This window comes from Phyllobacterium ifriqiyense, assembly GCF_030817885.1.
GTDB classification, from domain to species: Bacteria; Pseudomonadota; Alphaproteobacteria; order Rhizobiales; family Rhizobiaceae; genus Phyllobacterium; species Phyllobacterium ifriqiyense.
This window is the reverse complement of the sequence record NZ_JAUSZT010000002.1, coordinates 53,003-74,465: the sequence shown is the minus strand read 5'-3', so window position 1 is coordinate 74,465 and position 21,463 is coordinate 53,003. Positions and strand designations below refer to the sequence as shown.

At 55.2% G+C, this 21,463-nt stretch carries 17 protein-coding genes and 3 pseudogenes; 10 read left to right on the top strand and 10 right to left on the bottom strand.

The features are described 5' to 3' along the window. The first annotated feature begins 8 nt into the window (after positions 1 to 8). Entirely contained in the window at positions 9 to 686 is a 678-nt protein-coding gene (locus QFZ34_RS01950) for an isochorismatase family protein (protein WP_307276191.1), read from the top strand. Between the two features lie 53 nt (positions 687 to 739). After that, the gene (locus tag QFZ34_RS01945; protein ID WP_307276188.1) at positions 740 to 1,369 is read left to right on the top strand and encodes a pyridoxamine 5'-phosphate oxidase family protein; all 630 of its coding nucleotides are present in this window, start codon (positions 740 to 742) and stop codon (positions 1,367 to 1,369) included. Positions 1,370 to 1,397: 28 nt separating this feature from the next. Here QFZ34_RS01945 and QFZ34_RS01940 read toward each other — a convergent pair whose 3' ends face one another. After that, positions 1,398 to 4,310 carry an ATP-binding protein gene (locus tag QFZ34_RS01940; protein ID WP_307276185.1) on the bottom strand — a complete coding sequence of 971 codons (2,913 nt, stop codon included), beginning with the start codon at positions 4,308 to 4,310 and terminating at the stop codon, positions 1,398 to 1,400. 135 nt (positions 4,311 to 4,445) lie between these two features. Here QFZ34_RS01940 and QFZ34_RS01935 point away from each other — a divergent pair, with 135 nt between their 5' ends. Beyond that, entirely contained in the window at positions 4,446 to 5,252 is an 807-nt protein-coding gene (locus QFZ34_RS01935; RefSeq protein ID WP_307276182.1) for a GNAT family N-acetyltransferase, read from the top strand. Between the two features lie 400 nt (positions 5,253 to 5,652). On the opposite strand, the gene QFZ34_RS01930 is transcribed toward QFZ34_RS01935, so the two are convergent. After that, positions 5,653 to 6,417, bottom strand: coding sequence for an SDR family oxidoreductase (locus tag QFZ34_RS01930; protein ID WP_307276178.1), 765 nt, complete (start codon positions 6,415 to 6,417; stop codon positions 5,653 to 5,655). 638 nt (positions 6,418 to 7,055) lie between these two features. On the opposite strand from QFZ34_RS01930, the gene QFZ34_RS01925 reads away from it, so the two are divergent. Next, complete coding sequence (locus tag QFZ34_RS01925; RefSeq protein WP_307276175.1) at positions 7,056 to 7,577, top strand: cupin domain-containing protein; 522 nt, start codon at positions 7,056 to 7,058, stop codon at positions 7,575 to 7,577. Positions 7,578 to 7,952: 375 nt separating this feature from the next. On the opposite strand, the gene QFZ34_RS01920 is transcribed toward QFZ34_RS01925, so the two are convergent. The 3 genes from QFZ34_RS01920 to QFZ34_RS01910 are packed head-to-tail and all read right to left on the bottom strand — an operon-like array spanning position 7,953 to position 10,646. Continuing rightward, entirely contained in the window at positions 7,953 to 8,855 is a 903-nt protein-coding gene (locus QFZ34_RS01920; protein ID WP_307276172.1) for an NAD-dependent epimerase/dehydratase family protein, read from the bottom strand. Between the two features lie 12 nt (positions 8,856 to 8,867). Next, entirely contained in the window at positions 8,868 to 9,866 is a 999-nt protein-coding gene (locus tag QFZ34_RS01915) for an ABC transporter permease (RefSeq protein WP_307276169.1), read from the bottom strand. 36 nt (positions 9,867 to 9,902) lie between these two features. Continuing rightward, a complete protein-coding gene (locus tag QFZ34_RS01910; protein WP_307276166.1) occupies positions 9,903 to 10,646 on the bottom strand; it encodes an ATP-binding cassette domain-containing protein in 744 nt (247 codons plus the stop codon). 423 nt (positions 10,647 to 11,069) lie between these two features. Between QFZ34_RS01910 and QFZ34_RS01905 the strand changes: the two genes are divergently transcribed. After that, positions 11,070 to 12,059: a substrate-binding domain-containing protein gene (locus QFZ34_RS01905; protein ID WP_307276163.1), complete on the top strand. Its 990-nt coding sequence runs from the start codon at positions 11,070 to 11,072 to the stop codon at positions 12,057 to 12,059. Positions 12,060 to 12,337: 278 nt separating this feature from the next. On the opposite strand, the pseudogene QFZ34_RS01900 reads toward QFZ34_RS01905, so the two are convergent. The 3 genes and pseudogenes from QFZ34_RS01900 to QFZ34_RS01890 all read right to left on the bottom strand — a co-directional run. Then, positions 12,338 to 12,406: pseudogene (locus QFZ34_RS01900) on the bottom strand (type II toxin-antitoxin system ParD family antitoxin); the annotation flags it as partial. Positions 12,407 to 12,719: 313 nt separating this feature from the next. Beyond that, positions 12,720 to 13,103 (bottom strand): DMT family transporter, encoded by a 384-nt coding sequence (locus QFZ34_RS01895; RefSeq protein WP_307276160.1) that lies wholly within the window; start codon positions 13,101 to 13,103, stop codon positions 12,720 to 12,722. A gap of 987 nt (positions 13,104 to 14,090) precedes the next feature. Further along, positions 14,091 to 14,269 (bottom strand): annotated as a pseudogene (locus QFZ34_RS01890) (alpha/beta fold hydrolase); the annotation flags it as partial. Positions 14,270 to 14,367: 98 nt separating this feature from the next. Here QFZ34_RS01890 and QFZ34_RS01885 point away from each other — a divergent pair. Continuing rightward, positions 14,368 to 14,952, top strand: coding sequence for a DUF1349 domain-containing protein (locus tag QFZ34_RS01885; protein WP_307276157.1), 585 nt, complete (start codon positions 14,368 to 14,370; stop codon positions 14,950 to 14,952). A gap of 269 nt (positions 14,953 to 15,221) precedes the next feature. On the opposite strand, the pseudogene QFZ34_RS01880 reads toward QFZ34_RS01885, so the two are convergent. Continuing rightward, positions 15,222 to 15,368 (bottom strand): annotated as a pseudogene (locus QFZ34_RS01880) (PAS domain S-box protein); the annotation flags it as partial. 188 nt (positions 15,369 to 15,556) lie between these two features. Between QFZ34_RS01880 and QFZ34_RS01875 the strand changes: the two are divergent. The 3 genes from QFZ34_RS01875 to QFZ34_RS01865 all read left to right on the top strand — a co-directional run bounded on the left by QFZ34_RS01875 (position 15,557) and on the right by QFZ34_RS01865 (position 19,355). Next, positions 15,557 to 17,059, top strand: coding sequence for a protein adenylyltransferase SelO (locus tag QFZ34_RS01875; RefSeq protein WP_307278824.1), 1,503 nt, complete (start codon positions 15,557 to 15,559; stop codon positions 17,057 to 17,059). Positions 17,060 to 17,495: 436 nt separating this feature from the next. Beyond that, positions 17,496 to 18,959 (top strand): sensor histidine kinase, encoded by a 1,464-nt coding sequence (locus QFZ34_RS01870; RefSeq protein WP_307276154.1) that lies wholly within the window; start codon positions 17,496 to 17,498, stop codon positions 18,957 to 18,959. A gap of 12 nt (positions 18,960 to 18,971) precedes the next feature. Beyond that, positions 18,972 to 19,355, top strand: coding sequence for a response regulator (locus QFZ34_RS01865; protein WP_307276151.1), 384 nt, complete (start codon positions 18,972 to 18,974; stop codon positions 19,353 to 19,355). A gap of 73 nt (positions 19,356 to 19,428) precedes the next feature. On the opposite strand, the gene QFZ34_RS01860 is transcribed toward QFZ34_RS01865, so the two are convergent. Then, complete coding sequence (locus tag QFZ34_RS01860; protein ID WP_307276148.1) at positions 19,429 to 19,677, bottom strand: hypothetical protein; 249 nt, start codon at positions 19,675 to 19,677, stop codon at positions 19,429 to 19,431. A 367-nt stretch (positions 19,678 to 20,044) separates the two neighbouring features. On the opposite strand from QFZ34_RS01860, the gene QFZ34_RS01855 reads away from it, so the two are divergent. Then, on the top strand, positions 20,045 to 21,442 hold the full coding sequence (locus QFZ34_RS01855; RefSeq protein WP_307276145.1) for a cytochrome B6: 1,398 nt from the start codon (positions 20,045 to 20,047) through the stop codon (positions 21,440 to 21,442). Positions 21,443 to 21,463: the final 21 nt, after the last annotated feature.

Genomic DNA, 21,463 nt, shown 5'->3' with positions numbered 1-21,463 from the left:
TAATGACCATGTACAACAGCAAATCCAAGCCGAGCGTCCTTCCGACCGGCGGCGGCGCAGCCCTCATCGATCCCTCCGACGCGCTGATCCTGCTTCTCGATCATCAGTCGGGATTGTTCCAGACGGTCAAGGACATATCCGTGTCTGATCTGCGCCGGAATGTGGAGATGATCGCCAGGCTCACCACTCTCCTGAACATCCCGGTGATCACCACCGCTTCGGAACCTGCCGGCACCAATGGTCCGCTGATGCCCGAAATCCATGAATTGGCTCCGCACGCCGTCTATGTGCCACGCAAGGGGGAAGTAAACGCGTGGGACAATGACGATTTCGTCGCAACAGTTCGGGCAACCGGCCGCAAAACTCTCATCATGGCAGGCGTCTGGACCAGTGTCTGCGTGATGTTTCCGGCACTCGACGCCCGCGCTGCCGGCTACGACGTCTATGCGGTGCTCGATGCCTCGGGGGATCCGAGCGAAATGGCCTCGCGGATTTCACTCGCCCGCTTCGTGCAGGGCGGCGTCAAGCCGACATCGACCAATGCATTGCTGTCTGAACTTCACCGCACCTGGGCGCGTCCCGAGGCTGCCGAGCTTGGCAAGCTCTACGGACTTGCCGCACCAAACTATGCCGCCGTGGCTGAGAGCTATGCCCGCGCGCAGCAGGCCGCTAGAGAGGCAATCTAGTACCTTGTGCATCCAACGCCCTGCGAACTGACCACACTTTAGGGAGATACGATATGAGTTACGGTTTTATGGATATCGCGATCACGCCTTCAGTTCGCAGGGCGCAAGCGGAAATGGGAGCGGATCATTTCTGGTCCGACTTCAAGGGACACCGCGAATTCGACCGGTTCACGGCACAGGAGACCGCGTTCATCGCAAAGCGCGACAGCTTCTACATGGCCTCCGTTTCGGAAACCGGCTGGCCTTACGTTCAGCATCGCGGCGGGCCTGCCGGCTTTCTCAAGGTCCTCGACGATCGCACTCTCGCCTTCGTCGATTACCGCGGCAATCGTCAATATATCACCACCGGCAATCTGGCAGAGAACGATCGGACATGCCTGTTTCTGATCGACTACCCCGCGCGCGCCCGCCTGAAGATCTATGCCCGTGCCGAGAAGCTGGCCCTTGACGCCGATCCGGTACTTACCGAGGCCATCACCGATAGTGCTTATGGAGCCAAGGCTGAACGTATTTTCAGGTTGAAGCTCGAGGCGTTCGACTGGAACTGTCCGCAGCATATCGTGCCGCGTTACACCGAAGCCGAGTTTTTGGCAGCCTCGCGACATCTTCTGGACAAGGTCGCTCAGCTTGAGCAGGAAAATGCGTCACTGCGGGAGCGCCTCGATTTGCGACGAAAAGATTGAGCACGAACCCAGGATGAATGCAGCAAGGTCAACCAAAGTCCGTGGCATCGATGGCAAGCTGGGTCCGTTTGGTAGCGGCACCTGCACCCATTGCGCGGGCGCAATCCAATGACGTCTGGAAATAGCGCATCGCCTTGTCGGTCCGCCTGTTTCCGGCTGCAATCATTCCCGCAACGCGCCAAAGATCCGGATGCCACCAACGCTCTTCTCGTATGCCAGTTTCTGCAAGCACGGCGCGCAGACTATCCTCAGCAAGCTGCAGTTCGCTTGCGGCAAGATATGCCTCCGCCAACAGGCTCCGGTAGAAGGGCACGCGAGCACGCCAGTTCCCCCGAAGCAATCCGCTGATACTGTCTTGCATCAGGGTAAAACCTGCCTGCTCACCTCGAGAGGACTGGATAGCACCCGCAAAAAACTTGGCTGTCCCCTCGTAAATGCCGACGCTTTCTCGCCGGCTGACGTCGGCCAGTTGATGCTGAAGCCGCGAAGCAGTTTCGAGATCACCCTCCACGAAAGCGATCGGAAGGGCCGCAAGCGAGATCGCATTGCCCAAGGAGATCATGTGATCGAGATCGGCGGCACGATCGATCGCCTGACCGGCCAGCCGGGAGGCACGATCAGAATCACCCTGCAGCCAAGACAGAAATGCCTGAGAGAAACGAATACCGGCAGGCAAATCGACCTGGAACCTGGACAAGCCATGCCCCTCCTCCAGGTGCCCCCAATCATCCATCAGCGCCTCCAGGTGGGTCGATGCCGAATTGAACTCGCCTGCATAGATCTTGATATGCGCTAATAATCGTTTGCCGTCGGGCGCCGTCGTCCAGTCCAGAGCCTTTGCTGCCGCAAACTCGTTCATGCTGCGCAATGCCGTGCGGGGCCGGCCGGAATAGGCCAGAAAAACGGCCTGTCCGCACACCGATCGTATTTGAAATTCCGCGTCGCGCGACCCGTTCGCATGAAAGATGCTTTCGCGCCAAACATCATCGGTTTGCGGGTGCATGTGGCGCGCCAGTGTCATGGCCCAGGCCCGCGCCGTCGAGAGCTTGGCTCGGCCCAGTGGCGCGAGCGCCATGAGGGCAGCACTGTTTGACCCGGCAAGGTCGATGGCCTCCAGCATTTCCCTAAATGCCGATAGTTCTTGCCACAGCGGCAAGGCAGCGACCACCAGTTCGACACCCAAAGCCGCATCGCCTGCGGGATCAAACGCCCAGCCGATGGCCGCGCGAACGTCGTCGATCTGCCTCCGATATTTGCCGAGCCATTCGCGAGACGTCTGCGACGACCATTCCCGTTCGGCGATCTGCAGCTTGTCCTTTGTTCGAACGGCGAAATGCCGTCTTGCCTTCTCTCTGTAGAGGGAACCTGACAGACGACGCGCGGCATAGGCACCCGTACTTTCGGCAAGTCTGTAATGCACAGTCCCGCCGTCGTATTCCGCTGATACCAGCGACTTTGCCACGAGCTGCGACAGTGCGTCCCGCCCGGTAATCGGCTCCAGGGCGCCGGCGGAATACATCGCCTCCACGTCGTCGGCGTTGAAACGGCCGGAAAATACCGAGAGCAGACCGAGCAAGACCGCCTCACGGTCAGGAAGAAGTCGATAGCTCCAGTCGAGCGTCGCTTCTAAGGATTGGTGGCGCAAGGGTGCATCCCTTGCTCCCCGGTTCATCGTATGAAAGCCATCCCTGAAGAGGTCATCGAGCGCCGAGGGTGCAAGAACGCTGGCCGTACCGGCGGCCAGTTCGATGGCGAGTGCCAAGCCGTCCAGCCGTGAGCAGATCGAAACAACACTGCGGACATATTCATCAGTAGGCTTTGTATCGCCTGAACCGTACGCCTTTGAAATGAACAGCTGGATTGCCGGAAACTGTAGCGCGTCGCTGATGGACAGTGTCGTCGTCTGGTGCGGATAAGCCAATCCTGAGAGAAAATGGATCTGCTCGTGCCGCGTCCGTAACGGCTCGCGGCTGGTCGCAATGATCCGCGCCGAAGGAACGTCCGCGGATATCCGCTCAACGATCGTCGCGGCCATCGCGATAACGTGCTCGCAATTGTCGATGATGAGAAGCAGCCGGTTGTGGCGAAGGACGTCGATCACGCCTGCGATGGGATCGTCAAACCCCAGCGACACGCCGAGGGCAGACGCGATCGCTGGCACCACAAATCGCGGGTCGCTCAGCGTCGAGAGATCCGCAAAGGCGATGGCTTCGTTTGCCCCGCAGGATTGCTCAGCAACCGTGACCGCAAGAGAGGTTTTTCCCGCGCCGCCTGGCCCGACGATGGTGACGTAACCCGCTTGATCGAGCTTTTCCGAGATCTGCCGGGTCGCGTCGTCGCGGCCGAGGAGCGGCCTAACCTGGGGTGCCGCGATATGATGGCTTGCACTGGCAACCACTTGCCGGGCTAGCGCCGGGCGATCGCTTTCCAAGGCGGCGACGAACTTGTAACCTCGCCCAGCAATGGTTACGATGTACTCCATGGAAGGATCAAGTTCGGCCAGCGAGCGTCGAAGGTTGCCGACATTGACCTTCAGGTTATGGTCGTGGACGATATAATCTGGCCATACATGCGCAAACAGATCAGCTTTGCTGACAACCTCGCCCGCCCGCGCCACGAGCAGGGTCAGAATGTCGAAACCTCGCCCACCGAGGCCGACGGGTTGCCCCTTGTACAGGAGGGATTGAGCTTCTGGGAGAAAACGGAAATCTCCAAACTGGAAAGCGGTCTGTTTCGACAATGTCTGGAACCCGAGATGGTGTGACATCCTGCTCTCACAATTCATAATAAATTGAACGATATACCGCACTGGCCAGTTTTCAAGGCATATGGAGACATGTTGCACCGCGGGCTGGCTCAAGATGAAGGTTGCCAGGCTTCTTCGCAGATCTTCGATGGTATTGGAAGATCGTCTAGCTCGCTTAAAATCACTCAACGCCAAAGCCGGCGCAAATCCTCGTCAACGGCATTTCTCGCCCAGACGGGCGTGCAGGATTCGCCGATGGAATTGTTCTATTTTTAATCCGACAGTTCTGTTATCTGCTTTCGACGAAGTGTCTGCCTTTGGAGTACTCTCTTGGATTCTTGTTCTTCTGATCAGCCCTGCCTTACGCAGGAGGACGCCATTGAGGCCAAGGCTTTCATTGATCTGCATAAGGCCGCCCGCGGCCGATTGGCGGACGAGGAGCGATTCGCATGCGTTTCCATGAATGGCGGATGTACGATCTCACTACCGAGCGCGCCTGCGATCGGCCTCAACCGTATCCTTGACCTCACCAAACATGAAGATTTCGACGGAGCCTACAACTGGATGAGGGAAAGGACGGGGAACCGGTTCTTACAGGTCAATACCGACACTGCATCGGACAAGCTGACACGGTGGATCGAGACGAAAGGGTTGGTTGCCTATGGTCCTGGGTGGGCGAAGCTGCGGCGATCCACGGACGCGGTCTCTCTTCCATCGTCAGGCGCCGTGAACACACGAAAAGTTCAGCCCGACGAAGCCGAGGTATTCGGCGCCATGATGTGTGCCGGTTTTGGCTTTCCGGAAAGCCTCACCGCTCTATGGGCAGCGATCGTTGGGCGCGACGGATGGTCTTGTTTCTACGCGTTGGATGGAGACACGCCCGTGGGAACAGGAGCAATGTTCGCTTCAGGATCCTTTGCGTGGCTCGGCGGTGGAACGACCGTGCCGAGCTTTCGAAACCGGGGTGCGCAGAAAGCCTTGATTCAAGCTCGCCTAGAAGAAGGCGCAGACCGTGGCGTGTCGACTTTCGTGGTCGAGACCGAAGTGCCATCGGCCGAAAAGGCCAACATCTCGAACGCCAATTTAGCGAAAATGGGTTTCGTGCATATCTATAATCGCAGCAACTTCATTTTATGACGGATTTTCTGTCAAGTGAGAGCCAAGGTCCTGCATTAGCAATATGATTTGGTTCGGCAGCTTAGTGTGACTGACTGTAAGGATATTTATGGGGCCAGTACACTGTAAGGTTACGCCTTGGTCTTGAGCGGAATCGAACTTCTAATGCCGTATTCAACTGTTTAATGCTTTTAAAGCTTAGGGTGTCTGTTCACACTCCTGAACACCGAGGGCTGCGACGAAGCGCAGGGCTATTATCTCGGACGTCCTGCGCCTCTTAAGCAGATCGTTACGGGGTCAGATCACGCTGACTGGTTCGCAATATCGGAACGATACTTTGGTGCGGGCATGTTCCCAAGACCTAACGTTCGACTTAGCACGAACAGTTCGTGTGGCCACCGGACGGTCGCTCTGCGCGCGGCTACCAACACATAAAACCGCCATCCACGACGAGATCGATGCCAGTTACGAATGAAGAAGCCCGGCTTGAAAGGAATACGGCAGGACCGACCATTTCCTCGGGAGCTGCCAGGCGGCCCATGGGAGTGTCCCGTTCGAATATTTTCATCTGATCAGCGACTTCAGCCCGCCGATTCATCGGTGTCAGCGTGTAGCCAGGGCTAATCGAATTGACCCGGACACCTCGGTCAATCCATTCCATTGCCAAGCTCTTTGACAGGTGGATAACCGCAGCCTTGGATGAGTTGTAGTCGGCTTGTTTCAAGTCACGATTGACTATCGAGCCTGACATTGAAGCAATGTTAATGATGGAGCCCCTCTTTCGGGGAAGCATTACGCGAGCTTGCGCCTGGCAGCACAAAAAAACACCCGTTACATTTACATCATAGACCCGTTGCCAGTTCTCCAGTGGAAGCGTCTCGGCATCTCCGCCAGCACCAATACCCGCATTGTTGACGGCAACCGTCAAACAGCCAAGTTCGTTCTCTATCAGATCGACCGCCCCCTCCAGGTCCGCGGCAGAGGTTACGGTGCCTTCGAGCGTTAACGCTCGGCGGCCAAAAGCGCGAATTTTATCCGCCGTTCCATCCAAACCGCCGTTTGAGAGATGGCCAAAGCATGCTATGTCGGCCCCAGCCTCGGCCAAACCAATCGCGATAGCCTGGCCGATGCCGCTGCCCGAACCCGTCACCATCGCAACTTGTCCTTTAAGGTCAAACAATTCCATCGATCTCTTCCCTTCATCAGAATCCCGCCTTCGGCGATAGCTCGCCTGAAAATAACTATAACCTACATGGAAAAAAGTCGTGTCGGTGATCTAAGGTGCCCTGTCTCAAGAAGTCCGATTCATGCTCGAAGAACAGAGGATGGCCCCTTAACATCAAAGGGGCACAGATCTACGGTAGATGACTGTGATGCGTGCGATGATGAAACTCGATTGGAGTCAGGGTAATATTTTTAGATAGCCCTCAAAACGCATACCTGCTTCCGGCCGAAAACGCCGTCCGATAGGCTCGGCTTTCTCAATGCGATCGACACGTAGATTGCGGAAATCTGTTTTGGTTTCGCACTATATCGTCAGAAGCCATACATCGTCGAACACAGTCAGTCCCAGATGGCTTGCAACGCGAGATCTGATCTCACGCATGTCCAGGCAAGCGAACCGGTTTTACGGCGGTCAGAAATTGCGGTTGCGAAAGGTGAACCCCCTGCGTTAGAATTTCATGCTAATATAAGCTACCGGGCAGGTTCGGTCCGCCTTGCCAGTTTCGGTCAAGTCTGGCTTGTCCGGACTAGCCTGAAGACATCAAAACCGTGGACCTACTTTGCGTATCTGCTGCCGCTTAAACCATCTTGATCGAGAAAATGACATTGTCAAAGGACCACAATCACTCCCAGCATCATGACCATGCGCACGGTCACAAACACCCCCATCAAGAGGTTGACTGGCGCGACAACGGTGTCAAGGTCATTCCTGGCAACCAGTTGGACCCCAATACGGCCCAGACGCCCGGCATGAACCGCGCGACGGCCATCAACAACGCGCGGGCTGGTGCGGAGAAAATCTGGGCTGGAACGGTAACAATCCATGCCAATGCCAAAACCGGCGCCCATCACCACGGCGATCTTGAAAGCATCATTTATGTCGTCAAGGGCAAGGCTCGCATGCGCTGGGGTAACCATCTCGAGTTTACCGCGGAAGCCGGGCCTGGCGATTTCATCTATGTTCCGCCCTTTGTGCCGCACCAGGAAATCAATGCGAGTGAAGACGAGACACTCGAATGCGTGCTCGTGCGCTCCGGCCAGGATCCCGTTGTCGTCAATCTTGATATTGAAACGGTGGAAAAACCGGAAGGCATCCTGTGGAAGGACCCCATTCATCGATAGGCACGGCGTTCGTGCGGAGCGGCGCAGCCGATTCCGTGCAAAAGACATTCAGACACTCTCAAGCATGTTGGTCGCCTCAAGATTTGATCCAGCAGCATCAACGATCCTGACCATCCCGGCCTAAAACTGTCACGGCAACCGTTAGCGGTTGCCGTGAAAGAACCGTCGCCGCTACGGGTTATTGTATGAGGCAAGGGTCGGAAAAAAAATAAGGGTTCGACAGTTCGAAATAATTTTGAATGTGTCAACGGCCCTCAGTAATTTTTTTGCCCTGCGGCGCTCCACCCAGTTTATTGCTTGGGTGAATCAATGCGACCCGGCCGCACAAAACGTGCGGTAATCTTAATCGCACAAAAGACGACCAGGCGTCCCAAGCTACAGTTCCAATTCAGGCACTAGGTCTCGCCAGTTAAAATTCTCTTTGAAACCCAGGACTTCCCGCGTTTTCCGGTTGGATAAAGGCGCCTCAAACTCACCCAGTTCACGGCGCAGCGTTGTGCCAGGGCAATACCGCTGAAGAAACTCACGCGTTGGAAGCAAAGCCGTAATCGTGTCGTTCACGGCATTAAAAACCTGAAAGCCCAAACCGTCTTTGCGTATCGCCAAATCCACAATCTGGCCAAGATCGCGAGCGTCAATATAACTCCACGCGTTTCGTTTGCGCGACATTGGCCTGGCCAAGAAATCCGGGAACAATTTATACTCGTGAGGTTCGATAACGTTGCCTATCCGGAGTGCATAAATATCGGCACCGTATCGTGCGGCGAATGCTCGTGCCGTGTTTTCATTAACGAGTTTTGACAGGCCATAACTGTCCATGGGATCAACGTCGTAATCTTCCTCAAGTGGAAAATGATGAAAATCCTTGTCACCTTCGGCGAAGCATACACCATAGGTCGTCTCGCTCGACGCAATAACGATCTTTCGTATGCCAAGCTTAACAGCTGCTTCGATAACGTTATAGGTTCCCATAGTGTTGATCTGAAAGGTCTCGTTATCGGGTCTGATCAGGACCCGTGGCACAGCGGCAAAGTGAACCACAGCATCGACTGGTGCCGGACCTTTGCCACTTTCAAAGCCATCGAATCCGAAATGGCTGGACAAGGCATTGAACATTTGCCCGCTGTCAGTGATGTTCGCCACCAGTGTGTTCACGCCGGGATGATCTAACGGCGTCAGATCCACGTTCAAGATGTCGTAGCCCTTGTCAGCCAAATATTGTACGACGTGACGACCGGCCTTTCCTGTACCGCCTGTGAAAACAATCCGTTTACTCATACTTTGACTTCCTTATTGATTTTGCCGGAACTTACGCAGCCGGTCGAACAGCACTGCCACCAAGATTGCCCCCCCTATAAAACAACCCTGCCAAAAAGCGTTGATACCGAGCAAGCCGAGACTGTTGCGAATGATTTCAATCAAAGCTGCCCCCACCAATGCGCCGAAGGCAGTGCCAACGCCTCCGGCCAGGGCTGCACCACCGATCACTGCCGCTGCAATAACCTGCAACTCCAGGCCTGAACCAATGTTTGTCGTTATCGCGCCGAGCCATCCAGTTTGAATAATACCTGCAATGCCGGCTGACAGTGATGATATCATGTAAACCGCAACCTTGATCGGGCGGACGGGAACGCCAGTCAATGTAGCGGCATGCTCATTTCCACCAATGGCATAGATATGCCGGCCGAACCGGGTCCATCGCAAAATAAAACCAGTCAGCAATGCCAGTACAATCATGTACAAGACCGGATTTGCAATGCCGAAAAACCATGCCCCACCGCCAAGGGAAAGGAGTTTTGCCTGATCCGGTCCGAATTCAAATACCACCGTATTGCCTGAAGCGACCATTGCCAGACTGCGGGCGATCGATAGCATGCCAAGCGTAACAACAAACGGCGGCATCCCTAGGTACGCAATCAGAACACCATGGAAAGCACCAATGACGAGCGCGGTTGCAATTGACGCAATGATGCCCACTTCAATGCTATAGCCAGCATGCATAACCACGCCCAGCACCATGCTGCAAAGGCAAAGGACAGATCCAACAGATAGATCAATGCCGCCTGTGATAATAACGAGCGTCATCCCGAGTGCGATGATTGCCACAAACGTCACGTTTCGCGTGATATTGTAGAGGTTCTTTGATGTTGCAAAGGAATCTGTAGCAAATGAAAGAAAAATGCAGGCTAACACTACTGCTGCGAGAACCCAGAAGGTCTGGCTGCCCAGTTTCGCGGAAAGCCAACTTTCCTGTTTTTGTTCAATCGTTTGGTCAAGCGTGGTAGCCATGATGACGTCCGTTCCTTCAGCTACATGAACATCGCTTTACGCAGCTTGTTCAATTGCCCCGGTGATGAGCCCCGTTACTTCTTCAGGCGAACTCGCCTTTATTGCTTTGTCCGCAACTTTTCGACCACGCCGCATAACGATTACGCGGTCGGCAACGGTGAATACATCGGGCATGCGATGGCTGATGAGAACCACGGCTATGCCCTGATCTCGTAAATGCCTGATCAAGTTGAGTACTTCAGCGACCTGTCGAACTGAAATCGCGGCCGTTGGCTCATCCATGAGAACGAGCCTGGCATCGGATAGTCGTGTTCGAGCAATTGCTACCGCCTGCCTTTGTCCTCCGGACATCTGTTTGACCAGATCCCGCGGCCGCGTTTCCGACTTCAGTTCAGCAAATATTTGTCCGGCACGCCGGTACATCGCGGCATAGTCCAGTATACGCAAAGGCCATACGCCCCGGCGCAACTCGCGACCAAGGAATACATTGGCAGCAGCTGTAAGGTTGTCACAAAGCGCCAGATCCTGATGGACAATTTCAATACCATGCCGACGCGCGTCTACCGGGCGGTTCAGAATGAGCTCCTGCCCATCCATCCGCATCACTCCTTCGCTCGGTCGAAAATTGCCCGCAATCATTTTCACCAAAGTCGACTTGCCGGCCCCATTGTCGCCCATGAGACCGACGACCTCACCCGGTTCAATGGTAAGAGATATATCGTTGACGGCTTGAATAGCACCGAAATGTCGTGAGACGTTTGCAAGTTCGAGAACTGCCACTGCTCCACCTCCCCTTTCCTATCGACCGCTGGCCCGATTAAACGGATCGTTTTCGCAAGTCGCAGGTGTTCCGCCTGGTCTCCTCCCGAGAACAGCCAACAACGACATCTATGCAAACCACGAGATAAGCGTCAATCTACGAATGGCTCAAAAGTCATTTTATACGATAAATAAAGATTGACGGCTCACTCAGATCGTTATTAGCTGGCTGAGGGAGGAGAATTTGGCAGGCCGAGTGGGAGTTCGCGCCGGCCTTGGACAAGCGCAGGCAATTTCTCGCATATAAAAAACACTCTGCTTTATCTTCTGACACAGACGTATCTGGTTTGATCGAGTCCAGAAAATATCGTGCGAACACATGCCCGCTCGCCCACTCCGACACAGAGTATCGTGGATCATTCAACGTACTAAAGGGAGGAACTAATGAAAAAATCGCTATTACTTATTGCTGCGGCTGCACTGGCCCTTAACGTCGTGCCCGCTTTGGCAAAAAAACAACTGGTGATCGTCGTAAAAGGTTTGGACAACCCATTTTTCGAGGCAATCAACCAGGGCTGCCAGAAATGGAATAGTGAAAATGCCAATTCAGAATACGAGTGTTTTTACACGGGGCCAGCGTCTACCTCTGATGAGGCGGGGGAAGCCCAGATTGTACAGGATATGCTTGGCAAATCTGACACCGTGGCGATGGCAATTTCGCCTTCAAATGCCAAGCTGATCGCACAGACTCTGAAAACGGCAAGCCCCACAATACCCATAATGACCCTGGATGCAGATCTTGCTGCTGAAGACTCCGCTTTGAGAAAGACATATCTTGGTACAGACAACTACCTTATGGGATTTAAGATCGGTGAGTACATAAAGAAGGCGAAGCCAAACGGGGGAAAAATATGCCTGATCGAGGGTAATCCTGGCGCTGACAACATTTTGCGCCGTGCCCAGGGTACCCGCGATGCTCTAACCGGGGAAAAAGGCGCGAAAGAGTTGAAGGGGCAAGGCGGCTGGACTGAAGTCGCTGGCTGCCCGGTATTTACCAACGATGATGGAGCTAAAGGTGTTCAGGCAATGACGGACATCCTTGCCGCAAATCCGGATCTGGATGCTTTTGCGATTGAAGGTGGCTGGCCGTTGTTCGGCGCGCCGCAACCTTACCGGGACCTGGTTCGGCCATTGAAAGACAGGATTGCGAGTAACGACTTCGTCATATCGGCTGCAGATACTATCGGAGATGAGGTTGCTATTGCGGGTGAGGGCTTGGTAACCGCTTTGGTTGGTCAGCGTCCATTCGAGATGGGCTACAAAGCACCATCCGTAATGATTGATCTTATAGAAGGAAAACCCGTTGAAGATCCGGTCTTCACGGGCCTCGACGAGTGTACAAAAGACACCGTCTCAACATGTATTCAAAAATGACGGTTTAATTCCTAGTCTTTATCGTTGCTGAATGAACGAGGGAGGTGCTCCTGGAGTGCCCCCCTTATTCCGACCGTTATAGCTGACGCACGTCAGAACCAAGTGGTTCCAGTCTGAAGAGGGAGCTTTCGGTCTTTGCATTCACCGATCTATAGAAAATTGAACTTCCGATAGTCTTTATAATCACCGCTGGTTCGGCACCTGTTCCTGCGGAAAGTACGGACGTGGCAAATCAATCGTCTAATAATTCAGAACAGGCGGTTGTCGCGGTTAGCGTGCCCGGTCTTTGCCCGGGCTTCGACCCAATCTTTCGTTGGGTCCGGTAGCGACACATTCATAGTAGCCATTCATTCTGCACCCTTACGCCCCGCCGGTCTCCATTATTAAAACGGTAAACCAGGTGATAGGCCCAAACGGGATCGAACCCACCTCCCAACAGGTAGAACTTGACTATCCTTACTGAGGATTCGGCATTTGTACAGTTACAAAACCTGTCAGGAAACCTTCCTTTGAAAATGCCGACAATAGACGAATTTAAGGCATTTTCGATTGTAGCGTAGAGGCCTACAATCCGTTTAAACCCTGTTGTGGCTCGCTTTTTTCAATAGTACTTCCCTGATCAGAGTATGAAAGCAGTCGGTCGGCTGCCCCCCCTTTCGGTCATTCAAGTCCTTCGGCTCGTGATTGCTTGTGTTGCAAGACAGGGAGAGCGGGTGGCCTACCGAAAACTGCGATGGCGGAGCAGACGCCGGCGAATTGCAAAGTCGCCCCCATTGCTTCGGCCAGAGATGGAAATCGGCCCTCAAACATGAATCTGTAGCCGAGGCCGAAAATTGTTTCGGCAACGATGAGTTGAGCGCAGAGTGCAAGCGGCAAGCGACGGGACGCAACCACCCAACACCACGTCGCGAACCACGAGCCTGTCAGCCCTGGATTGATGAATCGGATGTAATATTGCAGATTATGGATGTTGATGAGGAAACTGACAGCAATCACATCGGCTTCCCCCTCTAAGAGCGTTGGGCACTGTTTTTTCTCATTCACTCGCTGCAGGTTCCCCGTTTCCTGCGGTATATCGAGCCAAACTGGTGAGCCGAGGCTCACCTTTTTTGTTTTTCACAAACGCTCAGCTAAAACACTAAGCTACCTCGACTGACTTGATCCGGTCAGAGATGAATTCTACCGATGACACCAGCCCATCCGGTTGACCTACCCGGCAGCGCCGTTCCATTCGGGATGGGCAATGCGAGGAGACCTCCCCTAGCCCGATTGCTCGTCTATCGCGATATTGGAACCCGAACGACGCGGCTGAAGGCGCCTCGGTTGCAGCTAGTATGCTCGATTTACGAGTCGTCACTGCGGGATCTTTCGCCCTCGCGCCGCGGGAAATGCCCCATCCGCCTTTCTGGAAGACATGCAAGCGAACCGCAGCACAGGCGGATGTCACTCGCAGGGATTGCAATCGTCTAGCGGCAATGAGCAGCTATGGCCAAGATTTTTCAGCACTGTTATGCGATGAATCCATCCACAGGTCTCGCAATGCTTTGAAGTTCTGTTTGAAAACGCGCAGTCTATTGCCGGACATAGTGTTGAAGGTGTTTTAAACATTCTTTATCGTGCCCGCTTGTTTAAAGAAGGCGTCGACGAATGGGAACGCTTTACAGCGAGTTTATCGAAAGGCTACGCCGGTCTGTGCAGGAGCACGAAGAACGCATACTCCGACTGGAAACAGGGACTGAAAAGCGTTCCGGAAGTCGCGTACCGGTGACAAGGAAGATATTTCGCTACGAACGGCCGATCATTACAGGCGCCTTGCCCATCACCTTCGCGAGGTCATTTCCCGGCATGACTTAAAGGTCGCGCAAGAAAGCGTTCCTGAAAGAGGTGATCCCAACTCCCGTGCCAAGGGACAACGGGGCTCAAAAATTGGCGGGACAACTGATCGCCGGACTCAATCGCCTTTACCAACACCAAAGCGTCGATAACTTACTTTCCTTTGCCAATTCCGTCCTTGCCGCCGTCCAGTCCCGCTCACGTCCGGAAAAAAGCAAGAAGGTCCGAGTTGATGATCTCAGCATGAGTCGTTGGCATCCCGTGTGGAAGCCTTCGTAGGTTTTCAGTGTCCCGTTCTGCAAAAGCTGTGCCGACAACGGCGCTGAATCGGCGTAGGGTACGATCTGATCATCGTCGCCGTGCATCACAAGCACTGGAGGCTAGCCGAGACCAATCCTCGTATTGCTGAGCGCTTCTATCACCTCAACGCCATCGCCGCCTATAGATTGGGCGGCCGGAAAACGGGAATACACTGATGAGCATCGATTTCAATAGTGGTATCTGGCTGAACGAACCGCGATCCTGGAAAGCCGACGAAAGTGGCTTGACCATAACGACGGACGCCAAGACAGATTTCTGGCGCGAGACCTATTACGGTTTCACACGCGACAGCGGTCATTTCCTCGGCTTTACCGCTGGCGACAGCTTCACCGCCACGATCCGTATTCGCGGTGAATATCACACGCTTTACGATCAGGCCGGTCTGATGGTTCGGATCGACGACACGAAGTGGGTCAAAAGTGGTGTCGAGTTTACTGACGGAGAGCCTTTCCTTTCGACAGTCATCACCGACGGCAAATCGGACTGGTCCGTATCGGAGCCGTTCAAGGAACTTGAGGATTTCCACATCCGCGTCACCGTCATCAATGGCGCAATGCGCATCCAGGCCTCGCGAGACAGCAAATTCTGGCCGCTGCTGCGGCTGGCACCATTCCCGATCGCGACACAATATCAGGTGGGACCGACAGCCTGCACACCGGAGCGTAGCGGTCTGACCGTCAACTTCTCCGAGTTTTCGATCGGTCCGGCGATAACTACCGATCTCCACAATCTGAGCTGAGGTTTTCCGGCGATCCGACTCTGAACGCCGATATTCTCTTTATCTTGCGGCCATCGGCTGTGGTGACGAGATTGTCATCGCTAGCAGGAGTTTCCGCTCGGGAAGTCGCAAAGCGACTGGCTCGCATGGATTTTCGCCGATTTCGGTTGTAGCGCAGATGTCGACAATTCCTATTAAATGCCTGTTTCGTCTACGTTTCAAAGGGTCTCCAACCGCGACGCAATCCCGCTTTCCAAGGCCGTTGGACATTTGCAGCAATCGCATAGCTGTATCTCTGTTGAGACGATTTCCTCGGCGGAATATCCGAAGAACCGTTCGGCAGCCCGATTCCAGCTCACTATATTGCCATCCAAATCTTTGCTTATAATGGCATCAAATGAGCTATCGGCTATTGCTGCTAAACGGGAAGTGGCCAGAAGAGATCTTCGCCAGTAATCATAAGATCGCCCGCGATATCACAGCTGCAAAAGAGAATGATCAACCGATCCGCCTGTTATTTCGTGAAGTCAATCACCGTGTAAACAATCAATACTCGGTGATTATTTACATCATCCGAGAAAGGTCTGGCTTGCGCCGGGGCAAACCCGGCCCTACCCTATGTACTATGAGCTCCGCCCTGCAGAAAAACCGGCCCGGTGCGGCCTTTCCGTTTGACAACAGTTATGTCGGTTTGCCCCCACGCTTTTTTGTGGCGCAAGCGCCGACCGCGGTGGCTGAGCCCTGGCTGATCAAGCTCAACGAAGCGCTCGCCGCCGAACTCGGGCTCGACGTCGAGACATTGCGCCGCGACGGCGAGGCGATCTTCTCCGGCAATCTCGTTCCCGAAGGTGCCGCACCGCTGGCGATGGCCTATGCGGGGCATCAGTTCGGCGGTTTCTCGCCGCAGCTCGGCGACGGCCGGGCGATCCTGCTCGGCGAAATCGTCGACCGCAGTGGTAAACGCTACGATATTCAGCTGAAGGGCGCCGGGCCGACCCCGTTTTCGCGTCGCGGCGATGGCCGGGCGCCACTTGGCCCGGTGCTCAGGGAATATATCATCAGCGAGGCGATGTTTGCGCTCGGCATTCCGGCGACGCGGGCGCTGGCGGCGGTGAAGACAGGCGAGCCGGTCTATCGCGAAAAGGTGCTGCCGGGCGCGGTCTTCACCCGCGTCGCGGCAAGTCACATCCGCGTCGGCACCTTCCAATACTTCGCAGCCAGGGGCGACACCGACGGCGTGCGGGCTCTGGCCGACTATGTGATCGGCCGGCATTATCTCGCGCTGAAAGAGGCCGAGAACCCCTATCTCGCGCTATTCGAAGCGATCTGCGAACGGCAGGCGGCGCTGATTGCCCGCTGGCTGCATGTCGGCTTCATCCATGGCGTGATGAACACCGACAATATGACCGTCTCCGGCGAGACGATCGATTTCGGCCCCTGTGCCTTTATGGACGCTTACGATCCGGCGACCGTCTTCTCGTCGATCGACCAGCAAGGGCGTTACGCCTATGCCAACCAGCCTGCCATCGGCCAATGGAACCTCGCAAGGCTCGGCGAAACGCTGTTGCCGCTGATCGACGCCGAGCCGGACGGCGCGGTCGACAAGGCGAATGCAGTGATCAAGAGTTACGGTGAACGGTTCCAGGCGCATTGGCTGTCCGGCATGCGCGAAAAGATCGGCCTTACCGGCGAAGAGGACGGCGATCTCGATCTGGTGCAGGCGCTGCTGACGCTGATGCAGACGCAGGGTGCCGATTTCACCCTGACCTTCCGGCGGTTATCGGATCTTGCCGGCGATAACGCTTCAGAGCCCGAATTTGCCGCGGGTTTCCGCGAGCTGGACGCCTGCGGCACCTGGCTTGCGCAGTGGCGCGAGCGGCTGTCGCGCGATCCGTATGCGGCGACGAAGCGCGCCAGTGCCATGCGGCGCGTCAACCCCGCCTTCATTCCGCGCAATCACCGGGTCGAACAGGCGATCGAGGCCGCGGTCGAAAACGGTGATTTCTCGCTGTTCGAGTCGCTGCTGGCCGTGCTGTCGAAGCCTTTTGAAGACCAGCCTGGCTTTGCCGCCTATATGCAACCGCCCAAGCCCAGCGAGCGGGTGCTTGCGACCTTCTGCGGAACGTGACATCCGCTACGCCGACACGGAAGCACCATCCGCTCGTTGCCATGGCAGGTGATTGGCACAGGATGCACTTTGGCGCTGCAAGCGCGAATGGGTTGATACACGATAAGTTGGCTTTGGCCGTTACAGTGGGTGTAGCGGCCGGACCCAAATCGAGCAACCAAGCTTTGATAGGCGGGCGATCCCCGCACCTCGAATTTTAGGGTTTGTGCAAACTGAGAGCACACGAGCAACTCTTCCTTAAAAAATGCCGATAATAAACAAATTTCGAGCAATTTTGAATGTAACCCATATTTCTACAATCCCGACTAAAAGCCTGTTTTGTCTCGTCAAGGGCATATTTTGTTCCCCTGTTTGAACCGATGCACGGCACCTCCTCCGAAACAAAGGAACCTAAGCAAGACGCCGGCGTTAGAAAATTCTAACGGAGCAGAACGGGATGGCGGCAACGCATCTTTCCAACGCTGCCTTCGAGACCGGAACCATAGGCACAACGACAGCCGATAGCCTGCAGCCGGCCGCTGGACAGGAGGAATTCGTGGTTTCAGATACAAAGAGCGCTCAGGGAAGGCCGAGCAGCGACGAGCTCCTTCGTCTCATGATCGACAGTGCCAAGGATTATGCGATCTTTTCCATGGATCTGAACGGAGTGGTTACCAGTTGGAACCCTGGGGCCGAACGGGTGCTCGGCTACCAGGAAATGATCGGCCAGTCGGCAGACGTCATTTTCACCCCGGAAGACAGGCAAGCGGGCATTCCGGATAAGGAACGCAAGAGCGCTCAAACACAGGGCCGTGCCGAGGATGACCGTTGGCAGGTACGTAGTGACGGTTCATATCTTTTCGCCTCCGGATTGACGATGCCGCTGGAGGATCGCAGCCTCGGATACGTCAAGATTTTGCGCGACAGAACCGAGCATCATCAGGCGGAAGCTCGCCTGAGAGAAAACGAGGAACGATTCAGGGTTCTTGCCACCAGCATTCCGCAACTGGTTTTCCGTTCACGCGCCGATGGCGACAGGACATGGGGAAGTCCGCAATGGGTGGAATTTACTGGCCTCGGACTGAAGGAAAGCGTGGGCTACGGCTGGATGGATGCCATTCATCCGGACGATCATGAACTCACACACTCAGCTTGGCGCGATGCCGCCGCCAGCGGCAATTATTATGTCGAACACCGCGTTCGCCGCCACTCGGACGGCGAATACCGATGGCACCAAACGCGTGCGCGCCGCGTCGAGAGTGATGACATCATGAACGGCGACTGGGTAGGCACCATGACCGACGTTCATGATCTGCGTGGCCTCAAGGACCGGCAGCAAGTGCTGATGGCAGAGCTTCAGCACCGGACACGGAACCTTCTGGCTGTCGTGCAGTCGATCGCCAACCAGACGCTGCGAACGAGCACATCGCTCGAAACGTTCGGTTCGGAATATGCAAGCCGGCTGCGCGCGCTCGGCAGGGTGCAGGGCCTGCTTGCCCGGGCCGAAAAAAATGTTGATCTGCGCGACGTCGTCAATTCCGAGCTTGCCGCCCATGTGAATTCTTCCGAAGACCCCAATATCCGCATCGAAGGCCAGTCTGTAGCGCTGCCGGCAGCCTCAGCCCAAGCGTTGGGACTGGCACTGCATGAGCTCGCTACGAACGCGGTCAAGCACGGGGCCCTCGCGCAAGACGGCGGCAAGCTCGATGTCGTCTGGAGGGTCTTGCCGGACGGGCGTGTGACCCTGGAATGGATCGAGCGGGACGTGAATATGCAAAACGTGGCGCAGCCAAAGCGTAAAGGTTACGGCAGCGAACTGATCGAGCGCGCGTTGCCGTATCAGCTCAACGCAGAAACGAGGCTTGAATTTTCACCCGACGGCGTCCGGTGCGCAATCACAGTCTCTGCTGATCAATCTTGAATGGAGAGCAGAATGGTGGACCCGGTTAGCGTCGACCTTGAAGGCAAGCGACTTCTCGTCGTCGAAGATGAATATCTGATTGCAATTGATCTTGCTTATTTTCTTGAAGGGCTTGGTGCTGAAATCGTGGGACCAGCTGGCTCAGTCGAAGACGCTCTTGAGCTTGTGGCATCGCATGACGGACTGGATGGCGCGGTGCTCGATATCAACCTTCGTGGTCGACGGGTGTTTCCCGTCGCTGATGCCTTGGCCAGCCGTAACGTTCCCTTCGTCTTCACAACCGGCTACGATGCACTCGTGGTTCCCGATGAATATGAAAGCGTTCCTCGCTGCGAGAAGCCCATCGACCAGAGGCTCTTGGCGAGCCTCATCGCGAGGCTCGGCTCGGAACGTTGACCGACTTGACAATGTGTGCGGCCCGGAAAGGTCGCCTCCCCGCCCTTGAAGAGCGCGCATGGCAACGCTTTGATTAAAGAAGCCTGAACTCACCATCCACCCGACGGCACCCGCTCGGCCCAATCAACCCGCTGATGCGTGTAGATCCCACCGCCGCATGGGGCCAGAAGAGTGTAAGAACCCGGATACCGCCTTTGCGGTCCATGACATCGACCGCAACTTGGCGGCCGGAGCGGTGGATGGCAATTTGCACCGTTACGACCACATCATATTGCTGTAATTGCTGTGCATGGCCGGGCTCTTCACGCGCCGTGATGAACATCGGTCGGCCGTTTTGCGGCTCGGTGAAGCGGCCTTAAATGAACTGATCGGAGATCTGGGCTTTGGCGATGTTGCCATCCCTCATCAAGGTATCGAACTGGCTGTAGGGGATCTGCGCCACGGTTGGGTAACCATATTAGAAAACGACAACACAATGCACGTCTTCTCCTTTTTCAGCTTTCATCATTGGAACAGTCGTCGGCGCGCACCTGTTGGCCTTCGCGATCCGGCGTTCTCAACGTAACGGCGGATGGCTGGCGGGCCAACTCCCCGCAATATGCAGATACGGTTCGCTCGACAATAAAATTTCGGAACCAAATGGAATACGGGCCGGTTGAGCGCTAACAACCAGATTCGTGGAGGTCGCCATGTCCCGTCTGCAGCTCTTAGCGCTTTCCTGTGCGGTAAGCGTTGCGGCCGCATCTATAGCTGCCATTTCTGATCCGCTGCCGCCTGATCTGACCTACCGTCCGCTGCCAACACAGCCCCTGTCCAAGATCAAGGCGGACGATGAGGCCCAAAAGCCCAAAGTGATGCAACGACAGCGAGACCTTCTAAACCAGCGTTACGACCTTTCCAATAGACCGATACATGACGTCAATATGTCGGGCGGACGTAAGAAGGTGCAGGCTGGAGTGCGGGTGAAGCTACCCGACGGAGTGACCTGGAATGCTCTGGCTGAGATGGCGCCCGAAGAAATTCGCGATAAAAACTTACTGCCTGACGGATTCAAACCCCTGCCACACGTAAAGCAGGCTACTGGCGGACAGGTTTTTCCGCAAAGGCAGATTAATGAGATAGCGAAGCAGGAAGGACGCGACCTGAAACGGTTCGATGTCGACTTCGATCTTCCTGATCACCTTATGCCGGAGTTTCCGCCACCGATCTTTCTCACAACCCGCCCAGAACTTGGGGATGTGTCGCGAGGCGAGCTTTTGACCATCAAAAACTTCTACGAATACATGAATGGAATTATCACACCCGTTCAGATGGAAGGCCTGCGCCTCCTCCTGACACCCTTCCCGCAGGAAGAATTCAACCAGACTGAAGATCGCAAAGTGGCGCAGCAAAGCATGGGCGTTGCCTGTCTTGACTGTCATTCCAATTTTAACACCAACGGAGCATTCCACCTGACACCGGATGTGCGGCCGCAGGCATCGCGTTTCCGGCTCGACAGTACGAGCCTGCGCGGCATGTTCAACCAGCAGATTCATGGCTCCAAGCGTTCGTTACGCTCAATTGAGGATTTTACAGAATTCGAGCAACGCACAGCCTACTTCAATGGCGATCACGTCAGCGCCACCCGCAAAGGGGTCAACCTGCCAGACAGACCCAACCAGGTGGCGATGATGGCGCAGATGCAGAACATCATTGACTTCCCGCCTGCGCCGAAACTCGCCCCCCTTGGAAAGCTCGACCCATCAAAAGCAACTGACCAAGAGCTGAAGGGCGAAGAAATTTTCATGGGTAAGGGTCAGTGCGGTACGTGTCATGTGCCGCAAACCTCGTTTCTCGACAACAACATGCACGACTTGAAACTTGAGCGCTTTTACAATGTGGGCGGTACCGCCAATGATTTTGTCGCGCTTCCTGATGGCCCGATCAAAACCTTCACATTGCGAGGCATCAAGGACACGCCGCCATATCTGCATGATGGTCGGTTGATGACGCTTGCAGACACGGTCGAGTACTTCAATCTCGTTCTCGGTGTTAAACTGACGCAGGACGAAAAAGATTCACTGGTGGCTTATATGCTTACGCTTTGAACGTAGAGATGAGGAGAAATC

Bases quoted from the DNA above. Each gene is read 5' to 3' on its own strand.
- QFZ34_RS01950 (WP_307276191.1), top strand. From the start codon at position 9: ATGTACAACAGCAAATCCAAGCCGAGCGTCCTTCCGACCGGCGGCGGC.
- QFZ34_RS01945 (WP_307276188.1), top strand. From the start codon at position 740: ATGAGTTACGGTTTTATGGATATCGCGATCACGCCTTCAGTTCGCAGG.
- QFZ34_RS01930 (WP_307276178.1), bottom strand. From the start codon at position 6,417: ATGGAATTGTTTGACCTTAAAGGACAAGTTGCGATGGTGACGGGTTCG.
- QFZ34_RS01925 (WP_307276175.1), top strand. From the start codon at position 7,056: ATGACATTGTCAAAGGACCACAATCACTCCCAGCATCATGACCATGCG.
- QFZ34_RS01920 (WP_307276172.1), bottom strand. From the start codon at position 8,855: ATGAGTAAACGGATTGTTTTCACAGGCGGTACAGGAAAGGCCGGTCGT.
- QFZ34_RS01915 (WP_307276169.1), bottom strand. From the start codon at position 9,866: ATGGCTACCACGCTTGACCAAACGATTGAACAAAAACAGGAAAGTTGG.
- QFZ34_RS01905 (WP_307276163.1), top strand. From the start codon at position 11,070: ATGAAAAAATCGCTATTACTTATTGCTGCGGCTGCACTGGCCCTTAAC.
- QFZ34_RS01885 (WP_307276157.1), top strand. From the start codon at position 14,368: ATGAGCATCGATTTCAATAGTGGTATCTGGCTGAACGAACCGCGATCC.
- QFZ34_RS01875 (WP_307278824.1), top strand. From the start codon at position 15,557: ATGAGCTCCGCCCTGCAGAAAAACCGGCCCGGTGCGGCCTTTCCGTTT.
- QFZ34_RS01870 (WP_307276154.1), top strand. From the start codon at position 17,496: ATGGCGGCAACGCATCTTTCCAACGCTGCCTTCGAGACCGGAACCATA.
- QFZ34_RS01865 (WP_307276151.1), top strand. From the start codon at position 18,972: ATGGTGGACCCGGTTAGCGTCGACCTTGAAGGCAAGCGACTTCTCGTC.
- QFZ34_RS01860 (WP_307276148.1), bottom strand. From the start codon at position 19,677: ATGTTCATCACGGCGCGTGAAGAGCCCGGCCATGCACAGCAATTACAG.
- QFZ34_RS01855 (WP_307276145.1), top strand. From the start codon at position 20,045: ATGTCCCGTCTGCAGCTCTTAGCGCTTTCCTGTGCGGTAAGCGTTGCG.